The 13,916-nt window shown below is 73.8% G+C and carries 12 protein-coding genes; 5 read left to right on the forward strand and 7 right to left on the reverse strand.

Annotation, left to right across the window (positions count from 1 at the left end):
• Window positions 1-202: 202 nt before the first annotated feature.
• Both KBX06_RS18335 and KBX06_RS18340 read right to left on the reverse strand, forming a co-directional pair.
• Window positions 203-2,692 (reverse strand): DNA topoisomerase (ATP-hydrolyzing) subunit A, encoded by a 2,490-nt coding sequence (locus KBX06_RS18335; RefSeq protein WP_210836458.1) that lies wholly within the window; start codon window positions 2,690-2,692, stop codon window positions 203-205.
• 29 nt (window positions 2,693-2,721) lie between these two features.
• Window positions 2,722-4,779 carry a type IIA DNA topoisomerase subunit B gene (locus KBX06_RS18340; RefSeq protein WP_210836460.1) on the reverse strand — a complete coding sequence of 686 codons (2,058 nt, stop codon included), beginning with the start codon at window positions 4,777-4,779 and terminating at the stop codon, window positions 2,722-2,724.
• A 535-nt stretch (window positions 4,780-5,314) separates the two neighbouring features.
• Between KBX06_RS18340 and KBX06_RS18345 the strand changes: the two genes are divergently transcribed.
• Window positions 5,315-6,574, forward strand: coding sequence for a hypothetical protein (locus KBX06_RS18345; protein ID WP_210836461.1), 1,260 nt, complete (start codon window positions 5,315-5,317; stop codon window positions 6,572-6,574).
• Between the two features lie 69 nt (window positions 6,575-6,643).
• Here KBX06_RS18345 and KBX06_RS18350 read toward each other — a convergent pair whose 3' ends face one another.
• Both KBX06_RS18350 and KBX06_RS18355 read right to left on the reverse strand, forming a co-directional pair.
• Window positions 6,644-7,285, reverse strand: a complete 642-nt coding sequence (locus tag KBX06_RS18350; protein WP_210836463.1) for a class I SAM-dependent methyltransferase — start codon at window positions 7,283-7,285, stop codon at window positions 6,644-6,646.
• 9 nt (window positions 7,286-7,294) lie between these two features.
• Complete coding sequence (locus KBX06_RS18355; protein WP_210836465.1) at window positions 7,295-7,858, reverse strand: Rrf2 family transcriptional regulator; 564 nt, start codon at window positions 7,856-7,858, stop codon at window positions 7,295-7,297.
• A 161-nt stretch (window positions 7,859-8,019) separates the two neighbouring features.
• Here KBX06_RS18355 and KBX06_RS18360 point away from each other — a divergent pair, with 161 nt between their 5' ends.
• The 3 genes from KBX06_RS18360 to KBX06_RS18370 all read left to right on the forward strand — a co-directional run bounded on the left by KBX06_RS18360 (window position 8,020) and on the right by KBX06_RS18370 (window position 11,673).
• Window positions 8,020-9,240, forward strand: coding sequence for a globin domain-containing protein (locus KBX06_RS18360; protein WP_307854675.1), 1,221 nt, complete (start codon window positions 8,020-8,022; stop codon window positions 9,238-9,240).
• A gap of 253 nt (window positions 9,241-9,493) precedes the next feature.
• Window positions 9,494-10,711: a glycosyltransferase gene (locus KBX06_RS18365; RefSeq protein ID WP_210836467.1), complete on the forward strand. Its 1,218-nt coding sequence runs from the start codon at window positions 9,494-9,496 to the stop codon at window positions 10,709-10,711.
• Between the two features lie 98 nt (window positions 10,712-10,809).
• Complete coding sequence (locus KBX06_RS18370) at window positions 10,810-11,673, forward strand: alpha/beta fold hydrolase (protein ID WP_210836470.1); 864 nt, start codon at window positions 10,810-10,812, stop codon at window positions 11,671-11,673.
• 166 nt (window positions 11,674-11,839) lie between these two features.
• Here KBX06_RS18370 and KBX06_RS18375 read toward each other — a convergent pair whose 3' ends face one another.
• A complete protein-coding gene (locus KBX06_RS18375; RefSeq protein ID WP_210836472.1) occupies window positions 11,840-12,010 on the reverse strand; it encodes a hypothetical protein in 171 nt (56 codons plus the stop codon).
• 203 nt (window positions 12,011-12,213) lie between these two features.
• Here KBX06_RS18375 and KBX06_RS18380 point away from each other — a divergent pair, with 203 nt between their 5' ends.
• Window positions 12,214-12,849 (forward strand): hypothetical protein, encoded by a 636-nt coding sequence (locus KBX06_RS18380; RefSeq protein WP_210836474.1) that lies wholly within the window; start codon window positions 12,214-12,216, stop codon window positions 12,847-12,849.
• A gap of 194 nt (window positions 12,850-13,043) precedes the next feature.
• Here KBX06_RS18380 and KBX06_RS18385 read toward each other — a convergent pair whose 3' ends face one another.
• Together KBX06_RS18385 and KBX06_RS18390 are read right to left on the reverse strand one after the other, a co-directional pair.
• A complete protein-coding gene (locus tag KBX06_RS18385) occupies window positions 13,044-13,571 on the reverse strand; it encodes a DinB family protein (protein WP_210836476.1) in 528 nt (175 codons plus the stop codon).
• Between the two features lie 85 nt (window positions 13,572-13,656).
• Entirely contained in the window at window positions 13,657-13,848 is a 192-nt protein-coding gene (locus KBX06_RS18390; protein ID WP_247686168.1) for a hypothetical protein, read from the reverse strand.
• Window positions 13,849-13,916: the final 68 nt, after the last annotated feature.

Genomic DNA, 13,916 nt, shown 5'->3' on the forward strand with positions numbered 1-13,916 from the left:
TCGCCGGCCCTCGCCCTCGGCAGCGTCGGTCATGAGGCTAGCGGTGCAATATGTCCGGTTCCGGCCAGTCAACCTCATGATCGACCGCGGCGGGAGCCGGGCCAGGCGGGCCGGGCGGGGCCGAGGCCGGCAGGGCAGGAGGACCGGGGCGGAAAACAGGAAGGGCCGGCTGCGTGTGCAACCGGCCCTTCCTGTCGATGGGTCAGTCGCGTTCGATCTGGTGGCCGACGACGGTGGGGCCCAGCATCACGGCGAAGCCGGATCCGTCCCGGCGCGGGTCCGCCGCCGGCAGTTCCACCGGCTCGCCGGTGCCGGTGGCGCCCACCGGCCGCGGCCCGACCCAGGCGACGGCCACGTCGGTCTCACCCTTGAGGAAGCGATGGGCGCGCACCCCGCCGGTCGCCCGCCCCTTCGCCGGGTACGCCTCGAACGGCGTGACCTTGACCGTGGCGCCCGTGGAGGTGACCACCATCGGCTCGCCGTGGCCCGGGTCGTCGGTGCGCACCGCGCCGAAGAACACCACCCGGGCACCGGCGGGCAGGTTGACGCCCGACATGCCGCCGCCCTTGATCCCCTGTGGGCGGACCAGTCCGGCGGCGAAGCGCAGCAGCGACGCCTCCGAGGTGACGAAGGTGAGGTTCTCCGCGCCGTCGGTGAGCCAGGCCGCCCCGACCACCTCGTCGCCGTCGCGCAGAGCGATTACCTCGAACTCGTCGGAGCGCACGGGCCACTCCGGCGCGCAGACCTTGACCACGCCCTGCCGGGTGCCCAGGGCCAGGCCCGGGGAGCCCTCGGCCGTCGCACCGAGGGGCGCCAGCCCGACCACGGTCTCCCCCGGTTCCAGCGGCACCACCTCGGCGGCGGCCATCCCGCCGCGCAGCGACACCGTCCCCGCCTGTTCGGGCAGGACCGGCAGCGGCAGCACGTCGACCTTGAACGCCCGGCCGGCGCTGGTCACCAGCAGCACCCGGCCCCGGGCGGTGGAGTGCACCACGGCGCGTACGGCGTCGTGCTTGACCCGGCCGTGCCGCCGGCGCCCCTCGGACGCCTCCTCCGACTCGGCCGCCGTCCGGGCGACCAACCCGGTCGCGGAGAGGATCACCTGGCAGGGATCGTCGGCGACCTCCAGCGGACCGGCCGGCACGGACGCGGCCAGCACCTCCTTGAGGTCCCCGTCGACCAGCGTCGTGCGCCGCGGCGCACCGAACTGCTTGACCACCGCCGCCAGCTCGTCGGAGACGACCTTCTTCAGCACCTTCGGGTCGTCGAGGATCGTGGAGAGCTCGGCGATCTCCTTGCGGAGCTTCTCCTGCTCGGCCGCCAGCTCGATCCGGTCGTACTTGGTCAACCGGCGCAGCGGAGTGTCCAGGATGTAGGTGGCCTGGATGTCCGACAGGCCGAACTGGCGCATCAGGCCGTCCTTGGCGGCCTGCGCGTCGTCGCTGCCCCGGATCAGCTTGACCACCTTGTCGATGTCGAGCAGGGCGATCAGCAGGCCGTCGACCAGGTGCAGCCGCTCCTCGCGCTTGCGGCGACGGTAGGCGCTGCGCCGGGTCACGACCTCGTAGCGGTGGGCCAGGAAGACCTCCAGCAGCGCCTTCAGCCCGAGGGTCTGCGGCTGCCCGTCGACCAGCACCAGGTTGTTGACGCCGAACGACTGCTCCAACGGGGTGAGCCGGTAGAGGTCGGCGAGCAGCGCCTGCGGGTTGACCCCGACCTTGCACTCGATCACCAGGCGGGTGCCGCTCTCCCGGTCGGTGAGGTCCTTGACGTCGGCGATGCCGGTGAGCCGCTTGGTCTTGTTGACCTCGTTGGTGATGGCCGCGATGACCTTCTCCGCGCCGATGCCGTACGGCAGCTCCACGACGGTGATCGCCTGCCGGCCCCGGCTGCCCTCCAGCGGGCCGATCTCGACCTTGCCCCGCATGCGGACGACCCCACGCCCGGTCTCGTAGGCGCGCCGCACCTCGTCGAGCCCCAGCAGCAGGCCGCCGGTGGGCAGATCCGGACCGGGGACGAACTCCATGAGCCTGTCGAGCGTGGCGTCCGGGTGGTTGATCAGCCAGCGGGCGGCGGAGACGACCTCGCCGAGGTTGTGCGGGATCATGTTGGTCGCCATGCCGACCGCGATCCCCGACGCGCCGTTGACCAGCAGGTTGGGGAACGCGGCGGGCAGCACGGTGGGCTGGGTCAGCGAGCCGTCGTAGTTGGGCTCGACGTCGACCGTGTCCTCGCCCAGCTCGCCGACCAGCAGCATCGCCTCCCGCGACATCCGGGCCTCGGTGTATCTCGAGGCCGCCGGTCCATCGTCCGGGCTGCCAAAATTTCCATGCCCGTCGATGAGGGGGGCGTTCAGGGAGAAGCCCTGGGCCAGGCGGACCATCGCGTCGTAGATCGCGGTGTCGCCGTGCGGATGGTACTTGCCCATCACGTCGCCGACGATGCGGGCGGACTTCACGTGCCCCCGGTCGGGGCGGTGCCCCTGCTCGTACATCGACCAGAGGATGCGCCGGTGCACCGGCTTGAGGCCGTCGCGGGCGTCGGGCAGCGCCCGGGAGTGGATCACCGAGAAGGCGTACTCCAGGTAGGAGTCGGAGACCTCGGTGACCAGCGGGTTGTCGAAGACCCGCGCGCCGGCCTGGTCGAAGGCGGACAGGTCCACCTTGGCGCGGTCGTCCTTACGGCGTGCCATCGTTCAGCTTCCCTCTCGGCGGGCGGTGCTCATGCGTCGATCGCCTCGCGGTCGACCCGGTCGGCGGAGTCGATCAGCCAGTTGCGGCGCGGCTCGACCTTCTCCCCCATCAGCAGTTCGAGGATCCGCTCGGCGGCGTCGACGTCGTCGAGGGTGATCCGGCGGACCGCCCGGGTGGCCGGGTTCATCGTGGTCTCCCACAACTCGTCGGCGTCCATCTCGCCCAGACCCTTGAACCGCGGGATCGGGGTGACGATCTGCTTGCCGGCCTTCTCCAGCTTGCGGACCGTCGCCTCCATCTCCGCCTGCGTGTAGGTGTAGATCGTCTGCGGGTTGCGCCCCCTGGTGGTGATCTTGTGCAGGGGCGGCATGGCCGCGTAGAGCCGGCCAGCCTCGATCAGCGGCCGCATGTAGCGGGCGAAGAGCGTGATCAGCAGGGTGCGGATGTGCGCGCCGTCCACGTCGGCGTCCGCCATGATCAGCACTCGGCCGTAGCGCATCGCGGAGAGGTCGAACGTGCGGCCGGAGCCGGCGCCGAGCACCTGCACGATGGCGGCGCACTCGGCGTTGTCCAGCACCTGCTGGAGGTTGGCCTTCTGCACGTTCAGGATCTTGCCGCGAATCGGAAGAAGCGCCTGATATTCGGCAGATCGGGCAAGTCGCCCTGTCCCGAGGGCGCTGTCGCCCTCCACGATGAACAGCTCGCTGCGCTCGATGCCGGCCGCCCGGCAGTCGACCAGCTTGGGCGGCATCGACGCGCCCTCCAGGGCGGTCTTGCGCCGGGCGGCGTCCTTCTGCTGCTTCTGGGTCAGCCGCACCCGGGCCGCGTCGACGATCTTCTGCAGGACCGTACGCGCCTCGGCCTTGGTCCTGCGGTCCTCCAGCCAGGCCTTCAGGTGCTGCTCCACCAGCGTCTGGATCACCTTGGTGATGCCGGCGGTGGAGAGCTCGTCCTTGGTCTGCGAGGTGAACTGCGGCTCCGGGATCCGGACGTGCACGACGGCGGTCATGCCCTCCAGGACGTCGTCCAGGGTGGGCGGGTCCTCCTTGGCCTTCAGCAGGCCACGGGTGTTGCGGACGGCATCGGCGAGGGTACGCGCCAGGCCCCGCTCGAAGCCCTTGCGGTGGGTGCCGCCGTGCGCGTTGCGGATGGTGTTGGTGAAGCACTCGACGGTGCGCTCGTAGCCGGTGCCCCAGCGGAGGGCCACCTCGACCTCGGCCCGACGCTGCACGTTGGACCGCATGACCCCGTTGGCGTCGGCGGCGTTCTCCCGGTAGGTGCCCTCGCCGGTGACCATCAGCATGCCGGAGACGGGCCGGTCGCCGGCCGGGGCGAGGAACTCCACCATGTCGGTCAGGCCGTTGGGGTAGTGGAAGCTCTCCTCGGTCGGCTCCTCGCCGGTGTGGTCGCGCAGCGTGTAGTTGACGCCCGGCACCAGGAACGCCGTGTTGCGCAGCTTCGTCCGCACGGCGTCGGCGTCCAGGGTGGCGCCGGTCTCGAAGTAGCGCGCGTCGTGCCACCAGCGGATCGAGGTGCCGGTGCGCTGGCCGCGCTTCATCGCGCCGACGATCTGGAGCCCGGGGCCCGGGGTGAACGCGGCGTCGGACCCGTCGCCGTCGAAGATCCCCGGCACGCCGTGCCGGAAGGACATCGCGTGGACCTTGCCGCCCCGACGGACCGTGACGTCGAACCGGCGGGACAGCGCGTTGACCGCCGAGGCGCCCACGCCGTGCAGGCCGCCGGAGGTCTTGTAGCCGGAGCCGCCGAACTTGCCGCCCGCGTGCAGCCGGGTGAGCACCAGCTCGACGCCGGAGATGCCGGACTTGGCGTGCACGTCGGTGGGGATGCCCCGCCCGTCGTCGTCGACCTGGACCGAGCCGTCGGCGTGCAGCGTCACCTCCACCTTCGTGGCGTGGCCGGCGACGCCCTCGTCCGTGGAGTTGTCGAGGATCTCGTTGACGAGGTGACCCACGCCACGGCTGTCGGTGGAGCCGATGTACATGCCGGGCCGCTTGCGGACGGCGTCCAGCCCCTCGAGGTGGGTGAGGTCGTCGGCCCCGTACAGGGTCTCAGGCTCTGCGGTCAACTGGTCGTACTCCCAGGTCTCGGCGAGGTGGTGCCGCGTCCGACGTCGTGGGTCGGCCGGCGCGCCGCAGCGAGCCTAACCGGGAGATGCGACAGGACGACGGCGCCCCGCAGCGAGGCACGCGCCTCCTCGCGGGGCGGGCCCGGGCGGCGCGGGCGCGCGTACCGTCCGGTTCCGGCCTTTCGGCACCACCGTGACCGGTTCGCGAGCGAGCCGGCGGCGGGTGGGTCCACCTGGACAACAACCGTGCCGTGGCCGGCCTTCCCGGGCCGGGCGCCCGGTCGTGGCGGTGGCGCGTGCGCCAGAGCCGCCCGACGTCGGGGCCGGCACCCGGCACGGGCAACCCGGTGGTTCCGATCGTTCGGCTCGTGGCCGGACCTCGTCCGGACGGCGGCGGTCGGGCCGCCCACGCCCCACCCGGGCGTGTCCTCCGTCGAAAGATTCTGTTACGGGTCATTGACGTCCGTCCCGTCGGGATGATGTGATCTCGCTCTCAGAGGATCTTTCATATTTCGATGGACAGATGGGGGACGCCATGTCCAGGTTCCGTCGTACCGCACTCGCGACGGCGCTCGCCGTCGCCACCGCCACGCTGTCGACCGCCGTCGGGCTCTCCGCCCCGGCCTCGGCAGCCCTACCCACCGCCGCGGTGGCGCTCGGCGACAGCTTCATCAGCGGCGAGGGCGCCGGGGCGTACACCCCGGTGGCCGACGCCAACGGGGTCGCCCAGGGCTTCCCGGGTTGGACCGCGGCGAACAGCAACGCGTTCTTCTGCCACCGCTCGGCGAACGCCTCGCTGCACCGGGCCAGCCTGCCGGGCATCCAGGACCGGTTCAACCTCGCCTGCTCCGGCGGCCAGCCGCACGACATCGCCGCCGCCTCCTCGGCCCGGACCAACGGCCGCCAGGTGGCCGCGCAGCTCGACCAGCTCCGCGCGGTCGGCCGGACCCACGACATCGACCTGGTGCTGCTCGGGCTCGGCTCGAACAACAGCTCGTTCACCTTCGGCAGCGTCGCGGAGAAGTGCGCCAACCGGTTCATCGCCGACGCCTGGACCGGCTGGTGGGAGTTCTGGGCCTACCTGGGCGGGCCGGTGGAGCAGAAGCCGTGCACCGACGCCGACCTGGCCACCGCCGCCCAGTGGAGCGCCGCGACCGCGGAGACCACCTCGGCCGTACGCCAGCTCCTCACCACGCTGCGGGAGATCGACGCCGACGGCCAGCACCGCATCGTCCTGCAGGACTACACCAACCCGCTGCCGGTCGACCTGGAGGCGCGCTTCCACGAGGAGGACAACCGCAGCGACACCCGGGACAAGTTCCGCGCGCTGGGCGCCGAGCGGTACGCGGCCGGCTGCCCGATCCACCGGGCCAGCCTGCTGCCGGGGCACCGCTTCTCCCAGGGGCTGGGCACGATGGTGAAGTCCACCAGGGACACCCTGGCGGCCGAGTTCCCCGGCGCGGACCTGGTCTACCTCAACGTGCAGCGCGCCTTCGACGGCGCCCGGCTCTGCGAATCCGGCACCAGCCCGGCCGGCACCCTGGCCACCCCGATCCGGCTCCAGGACAGCCCGCCGAACGGCGTCTTCGTCACCAGCCTCTCGGGCAAGGACAAGCTCGCCATCCAGCGGATCGCGAACACCTGCGTGAGCTACTTCCAGACCTGCCAGGAGTCGTGGCACCCGAACGCCGCCGGCCACCAGGTGCTCGGGCAGTGCCTGACGGGCGCGGCCACCACCGGTGCGCGTTCCGTGGCCTGCGTCCGCGCCGGGAACGGCTCCATCACGGTCTCCTGACCGCGACCGCGTCCCGGAACCCCGTGCCACCCGGCACGGGGTTCCGTCCGTCGCGGGGCCGGGGCGGGGTCAGTCGCGGCTGGCCGCGCCGAGCACGTGCGGGGCGGCCGGGGCCGGGAGCCGGCTGTCGGGGAAGCGGAACGCGTCCAGCTCGGTGACGGTGAAGCCCGCGGCCCGGATCGCGGCCACCGTGTCGCGGCCCGTGTGGCAGCCACCGCAGAGCAGCGGCCAGACGGTCGCGTCGACCAGCCGCTGCACGCGGCGCAGGCCGGGGGTCTGCGCGCGTACGTGCTCGAAGAAGCGCACCTGCCCGCCGGGCCGCAGCACCCGGCGGGCCTCGCGCAACGCGGCGGCCGGGTCGGCCACCGAGCAGAGCACCAGGGACAGCACCACCGCGTCGGCGTCGCCGTCGGGCGCCGGCAGCGCCTCGGCGAGGCCGTCGACCACCTCCACGGGTACGGGCGCTGCGGACGCCGCCGCCCGCGCCGCCGCCCGGAGCCGGGGTTCCGGTTCCACCGCCAGCACCCGCGTGACGGTGCCCGGGTAGTGCGCGAAGGTGCGGCCGTTGCCGGCGCCGACCTCGACCACCCGGCCGGCGAGGCCGGCGACGAGCCGCCGCCGGTGGACGGCCGCGCCGGCGCGGTCCATCGCCACGCTCGCCCGCTCGAACACCCGGGCGAACACCGGGTGGGAGACCACACCACGGGACATCGTCACTCCTCAGACCGGACCGGGCCGGGCCAGCCGGCCGACGGCCGACGGCGGCGCGGCAGGCCGCGGCGGGCCCGGCACACCCGACGGCGACGCGCCCGACGACGGCGGCTCCCCCGACGGCGACGCGTCGGGCGCCGGCCGGGGGTGGGGCAGGCCGAGGGCGAGCAGCACCGGCCCCGTCGGCCCGTCGACGAGCCCGCCGAGGGTCACGCCGTCCAGCACGGCGAGGAAGGCGTCGCGGGCCCGGCGCAGTTCACCGCGTAGCCGGCAGGCCGCGCGCAGCGAGCAGGCCGGCTCGTCGCACGACACCACCTCGTCGTCGCCCTCGAAGGCCCGCACCACGTGCCCGACCGTGGCGTCCCCGCCGCCCTCGGCGAAGGCCACCCCGCCGGAGCGGCCCCGGATGGTGACCAGCACCCCGAGCCGCTGCAACCGCTGCACCACCTTGGCGACGTGGTTGCGGGGCAGGTCGAGCTGGTCGGAGAGCTCGTCCACGGTCATCCGTCGCGGGTTCGCGGCGGCGAGCATGGCGATGCGCAGCGCCATGTCGGTGGACCGGTTGAGCTTCACGTCCCGACCCTAGCCACCGCCGTCGAGCCCCCACCACGGCCGACCGGGCCCGGGATGTGATCCGGACGACCCGCGACCCGGGACTTTCGGCCCTGAAGAGGTATCTGCGATACCTGTTCTGCTGTCGGGGCCCGAGCGGTTCAGCCCATAAGGAGACAGTCGTGCTCTCGGAGTCCTCAGCAGCAGTGGTGACGGCGACCCTGCCCGCCGTGCAGGCGCACGGCGAGGCGATCACCGGCCGGTTCTACCAGCGGATGTTCGACGCGCACCCCGAACTGCTCGACATCTTCAACCGCAGCAACCAGGCCACGGGCACCCAGAAGGCCGCGCTCGCGGCCGCCGTGGTCGCGTACGCGGAGCACCTGACCGGCGGCAGCAGCGCGCCGTGGGGACCGATCCTGGACCGCATCGCGCACAAGCACGCCTCGCTGGGCATCACCGCCACCCAGTACACGATCGTCGGCCGGCACCTGCTCGCCGCCGTCGGCGAGGTGCTCGGCGAGGCCGTCACCGCCGAGGTCGCGGCGGCCTGGGACGAGGTCTACTGGCTGCTGGCCTGCGAGCTGATCGCCCGGGAGGCCCGTCTGTACACCGAGGCCGGCGTGGCGGAGAACTCCCCCGTCTGGCGGGACTGGCGGGTCACCGCCCGGACCACCGAGGCACTGGACGTCGTGTCGTTCAGCCTGGTCCCGGCCGACGGCGGCCCCGTACCCACCTTCGTCCCGGGGCAGTACACCTCGGTCGCCGTCGACCTGGACGGCGGACGCGGTCAGCAGATCCGTCAGTACAGCCTCTCCGGCTGCCCCGGCGCGGACCACTGGCGGATCACCGTCAAGCGCGTACGCGGCACCGGCGACGCCCCCGACGGCATGGTCTCCAGCTTCCTGCACGAGCACGTCGGCGTCGGCGACACCCTGCGGCTCAGCCCCGCGTTCGGCGAGGTCAGCGCGGTGGCCGGGGAGGGACCGCTGCTGCTGGTCAGCGCGGGCATCGGCCTGACCCCGGCGATGGCCGCGCTGGAGCACCTGGCCGCCACCGCGCCGCAGCGCCCGGTGGTGCTGGTGCACGCCGACCGGGCCGGCGCGGCGCACGCGTTCCGGGGCGAACTGCCGCGCCTGCACGCCGCGCTGCCCAACCTGCGCACCGCGCTCTGGTACGAGGACCTCACCGACGGCGAGGTGGCCGGGGTGACCGCCGAGGTCATCGCCGGCCGGGTCGACCCGGCGCTGATCCCGCTCTCCCCCGACGCCCACGTGCACCTCTGCGGGCCGCTGCCGTTCATGAACACCGTCCGGGGCGGCCTGCTGCGCCGGGGGGTGCCGGTGGAGCGGATCGCCTACGAGGTCTTCGGGCCGGGCATGCTCCACGACGACCGGTCCTGACGGACCGCACTCGGGCGGTCACGGGCGGTGGGGCGGTTCGCCCCACCGCCCGTCCGGCTCTGCGGTCGGCCGTGAGCCGCCAGGTCTGGACGAAGAGCATCCGACCACTGCCCGTCCGGACGAGCCGGGCAGGCGGCGGTTAGGAGGGGAGGGCGAGGGTAGGGACTCCTGCGGCGGGGTCCGCCAGGCGGCGAGGAGACGCCCCGGGGCTCGACCGGGTCCCCGCCGACGGGCCGGCCGATGGAGGAAGCACATGCGTATCGCGATGATCTCGGAGCACGCCAGTCCGCTCGCCGTCGGGGAGGCGGGGGAGTCCGGCGGTCAGCACACGCACGTGGCGGAACTCGCGACCGCCCTGGTCGACGAGGGGCACGACGTCCGCGTCTACACCCGCCGCGACTCCAGCGCCCCGCCCGACTCCGTGCTCACCTCCGACGGCTACCAGGTGTGCCTCGTGCCGGCGGGGCCGGCGCTGCGGGTGCCGAGGGACGAGTTGCTGCCGCACATGGGCGAGTTCGGTCGCTGGCTGGCCGGTCAGTGGCGCGACGGCGACTGGGTGCCGGACGTGGCGCACGCCCACTTCTGGATGAGCGGGCTGGCCACCCTGCACGCCGGCCGGCGCACCGGGGTGCCGGTGGTGCTGACCTACCACAGCCTCGGCTCCGTGAAGCGACGGTTGCCGGGCGCCCGGGACACCAGTCCACCGGGCCGGGTGGGCTACGAGCGGGCGCTGGGCCGGGCCGCGGACCGGGTCGTCGTGCAGTGCCAGGACGAGGTCGGCGAACTGGTCCGCCTCGGTGTGCCCCGGTCCCGGATGACGCTGGTCCCCGCCGGGGTCGACCAGGAGCTGTTCCGTCCCGACGGGCCCGTCGCCCCACGCGACCCGACCCGCCCCCGGATCATCACCGTGGGCCGGTTGGTCGAGCACAAGGGCATCCAGGACGTCGTACGCGCCCTGCCGGCCGTGCCGGACGCCGAGTGCGTGGTGGTCGGCGGCCCGCCGGCGAAGCTGCTCCCCGCGGACGGCTTCGCCCGCCGGCTCCGCGCGCTCGCCGATTCCTGCGGGGTCGCCGACCGGGTGAAGCTGCTGGGTGGGCTGCCCCGGGAGGAACTGGCCCCGTGGTACCGCTCGGCGGACCTGCTGGTGGCGGCCCCCTGGCACGAGCCGTTCGGGCTCACCGCGCTGGAGGGCATGGCGTGCGGGGTGCCGGTCGTCGGCACGAACGTCGGCGGGATCGCCGACAGCGTGGTCGACGGTCTGACCGGCGAGCTCGTGCCACCCCGGGATCCCCGGGCCCTCGGCTCCGCGGTCCGCCGGCTGCTCGGCGACAAGGTCCGTCGCTTCGCGTACGGGACGGCGGCGCTGGACCGCATCCGCAACCGGTACTCGTGGAAGCGCTGCGCCGAGCAGTTGAGCGCGGTGTACGCCACGGTCAGCACCGTCGCCCGGCCCGCTCCGGCGGTGGCGTGACGCGGACGCCACGGCGGCACGCGCGACGGCCGCCGGGACACGTGACGCCCACCACCCCACGGTTACCCGTCGGTAGCTTCGGGCCGTAGCCTGGGGCGGTGAACGCGACGGGGGAATACCGGCAGGAGTTCGTCGAGGTCGACGGGGCCCGCCTCGGGCTACAGGTGTATCCCGATCCGGACGGCGTCGCCGACGCCCCGCTGGTGCTGATCACGCCCGCCATGGGCGTCCGGGCGCGCTACTACCGCCCGTTCGCCGCCGCGCTGCGGGCCGCGGGCCTGGCCGTGGCGGTGGCCGACCTGCGCGGCACCGGGCAGAGCACGCCCAGGCCGAGCCGCGCCTGCCGATACGGCTACCCGGAACTGGCCGCCGACGTGGGCGCCGCGCTGGGAGCTCTCAAGGCCCGGCGGGACGGGCGCAGGACGCTGCTGCTGGGGCACTCAATGGGCGGGCAGGCGGCCCTGCTGCATCTCGCCGTGCACGGCGACCGCGACGTCGACGGGCTGGCGCTGGTCGCCGTCGGCGTGCCGTGGTGGCGCAGCTTCCCGGGCCTGCGCGGGTACGGCGTCCTGCCGTACACCCAGGGGATCGCGGCGACCGCCCGGCTGCTCGGCGTCTGGCCGGGTTGGGGTTTCGGCGGCCGGCAGGCCCGCGGCGTCATCCGGGACTGGGCGTACACGGCGCGGACCGGGCGCTTCCCACACCTGGACGGGGTGGACGCCGAGGCGGCGGTGCGGGCGCTGCGCACCCCCGTCCTCGCGGTCAGCGTCGACGACGACCAGTACACCCCGCACCCCACGGTCGACCACCTGTGCGCGAAGCTGACCGCCGCGCCCGTCGCCCGCGAGCACTACACGGCGGCGCAGGCGGGCGCCCGGATGGACCACTTCACCTGGGTACGCGCGAGCGGGCCGCTGGCGGCCCGGGTGGCCCGCTTCGCGGCGGACCTGCCGGCCCGCTGAACGCCGGAACGGCGCGGTCCTGCCCGGTGACGTGACGTCGCCGATCACGAGGGTGGTGGCCACGTCGGCGGCGGGAACGCGGCCTAGCAGCACCCTCGCTCCCGACCTCGCCGACTGCCCGTACGCCCCGTCCCGGGCGACCCTCCCGCCGCCCGGGACCGGGCCCTCACTCGTCGGTGTCGACGGGCACCATCTCGCCGTCGCGCTCCACGCGGGTCTCGCCCCGCTCGGCCGGCGGTGGCACCTGGGCCGTGGTCTTGCTCGGATCGTTGTCCGGATGCATCAGCACGGCGTCGGTCGACGCGGTCTTCTCCCTGCTCTCCTCAGGCTGCGACATCGGCTCCCCCTCACGTCGGTCGTCCGACGATCTACCCGCCAGCGGCCCCGCCGACTCCTCCCGGCCGGGCCGGGTCGTCGGGCCAGCCGCTGACGACCCGGCCCGGTATCTGCGCCGCCGGGGCATATCAGCAGGTGACGGGCGGGATTAGCCGACCGGGCGGCGGGTATGCCGCACCGCCCGACACGGTGGAAGGGGATCAGATGTCCGAACGGCACACCGCACTGCGCTCGATGCACGATCTGGGCCTGGCGGCCTGGTTCGGAGGCTCCCTGATGGGAGCGTTCGGCGTCAACGGCGCGGCGGCACAGATGAACGACTCGACCCAGCGGTTGCCGATGGCCTCGGCCGGCTGGGCCCGGTGGACCCCGGTGAACGCCGCGGCGATCGGCGCCCACCTGGCGGGGGCCGTCGGGGAACTGGTGACGGAGAGCCCCCGGGTGGTCGCCCAGTCGGGGGTAGGCCGGGCCAGCACGCTGAAGACGGCGTTGACGGTCGGCGCGTTGGCCGTGACCGGCTACAGCCGGCTGCTCGGCATGAAGCTGGAGAAGGCCGGCGGGCCGGCGGTCGAGGGGGTCACCGAGCCGAACTCGCACACGCCGTCGAACGTGGCGTCCTGTCAGCGACAGATGCGGGCGCTGCAGTGGGCGATCCCGGCGCTGACCGGGGCGCTCATCGTGATGACCGCCTACATGGGCGAGCAGCAGAAGCCCGGCGAGGTGTTCCGGGGGATGCTCGGGCGGGTCGGCGGGATGCGCAAGGCGCCGAAGGGGATGGGCGCGCTCATGGCCATGAACGCGACCAGGCAGAAGCGGATGGCGAAGTCCGGCCGCTGCTGACCGGGGTGTCGCCGAGGGCGTCCCGCCGACTCCTCGGCGGCGGGGCGCCGCTCCGCGTGCCGCCGCCCGCCGGAATTCCGGCGGGCGGGGGCACGCCGACGCCGGGCCGCGGACCGGAGAAGACGCCGCGGGCCCGGGGCCGACGCTCGTGACCTGACGGGTTCGACCGGGTCGCCCGTCGCGTGCGCCGGCTGTCAGCCGCGTCCCGCGACGCGCAGCAGCCGGAGTTGACCGATCTCGGCCGCGTTCTTCATCAGCTCCGTGTTGACCCAGGCGAGCATGTGCGCCACCGTGTGCCCGCCGTCGTCCTGCCAGGGGAACGACGCGATGCCGTCGAGGTCGGCGTCGGTGAGGCGGTCGAGTTGGCCGAGCCACTCGGCGCGCAGGCCCCGCAGCCAGGCGGTCGTCGGCTCGCCCGGGCCCGGCCATCCGACGTCGGTGCGTTGCCGGGGTGGGCGTCCACCGAGATGGTCCATGGCCACCGTCCACCACCAGCCGATGTGCCACGACAGCCAGCCGATCGTCGGGACCGGCACGGGGTCGGGTTCGGTGTCGGCCCAGTCGGGGGTCCACCCGCCGGTGGCGCCGGGACGCATCGTCCAGCAGTGCGCCGTCGGTGCCCAGAGGAAGTCCGCCGCCTCGATGCGTTCGAGGTGGTATTCGAACAACGACCAGGTCAGGTCGAACTGCCAGCGCAGGAGCGCACGGGAGGTTGCCGCCATCGCGCGATCATGCCCTGAGCCGGCGGCCCGGTCGACGCAATAACGCCGACCGCCGGCACCGGCGGTCGGCGTGCACCGGGAGGGGTCAACCGCCGGCGGTGTCCTCCCCGGCGGTCTCGGCGGGGTCGGCCGCCACCGGGTGACCGGTGTCGTCCACCAGACCGGGCGCCATGCTCCCGCCGTGGGCCTCCTGCGCCTGCCGGGTCTCGCGCGCCGCCGCGTCCTGCGGTACGTCCGGCGTCGCGTCCCCGGTGTGCTCCGGCCGCCGCTCACCCATCACTGCGTCTCCTTCCGTCGCTCTCGCCCCGCCGGTACCCGGCCGGCCGGTGGGAAAACCTCCCGCCG

The organism is Micromonospora sp. C31, assembly GCF_018070575.1.
In the GTDB taxonomy this organism is placed as follows: domain Bacteria; phylum Actinomycetota; class Actinomycetes; order Mycobacteriales; family Micromonosporaceae; genus Micromonospora.

Bases quoted from the DNA above. Each gene is read 5' to 3' on its own strand.
- KBX06_RS18335 (WP_210836458.1), bottom strand. From the start codon at position 2,692: ATGGCACGCCGTAAGGACGACCGCGCCAAGGTGGACCTGTCCGCCTTC.
- KBX06_RS18345 (WP_210836461.1), top strand. From the start codon at position 5,315: ATGTCCAGGTTCCGTCGTACCGCACTCGCGACGGCGCTCGCCGTCGCC.
- KBX06_RS18350 (WP_210836463.1), bottom strand. From the start codon at position 7,285: ATGTCCCGTGGTGTGGTCTCCCACCCGGTGTTCGCCCGGGTGTTCGAG.
- KBX06_RS18365 (WP_210836467.1), top strand. From the start codon at position 9,494: ATGCGTATCGCGATGATCTCGGAGCACGCCAGTCCGCTCGCCGTCGGG.
- KBX06_RS18375 (WP_210836472.1), bottom strand. From the start codon at position 12,010: ATGTCGCAGCCTGAGGAGAGCAGGGAGAAGACCGCGTCGACCGACGCC.
- KBX06_RS18380 (WP_210836474.1), top strand. From the start codon at position 12,214: ATGTCCGAACGGCACACCGCACTGCGCTCGATGCACGATCTGGGCCTG.
- KBX06_RS18385 (WP_210836476.1), bottom strand. From the start codon at position 13,571: ATGGCGGCAACCTCCCGTGCGCTCCTGCGCTGGCAGTTCGACCTGACC.
- KBX06_RS18390 (WP_247686168.1), bottom strand. From the start codon at position 13,848: ATGGGTGAGCGGCGGCCGGAGCACACCGGGGACGCGACGCCGGACGTA.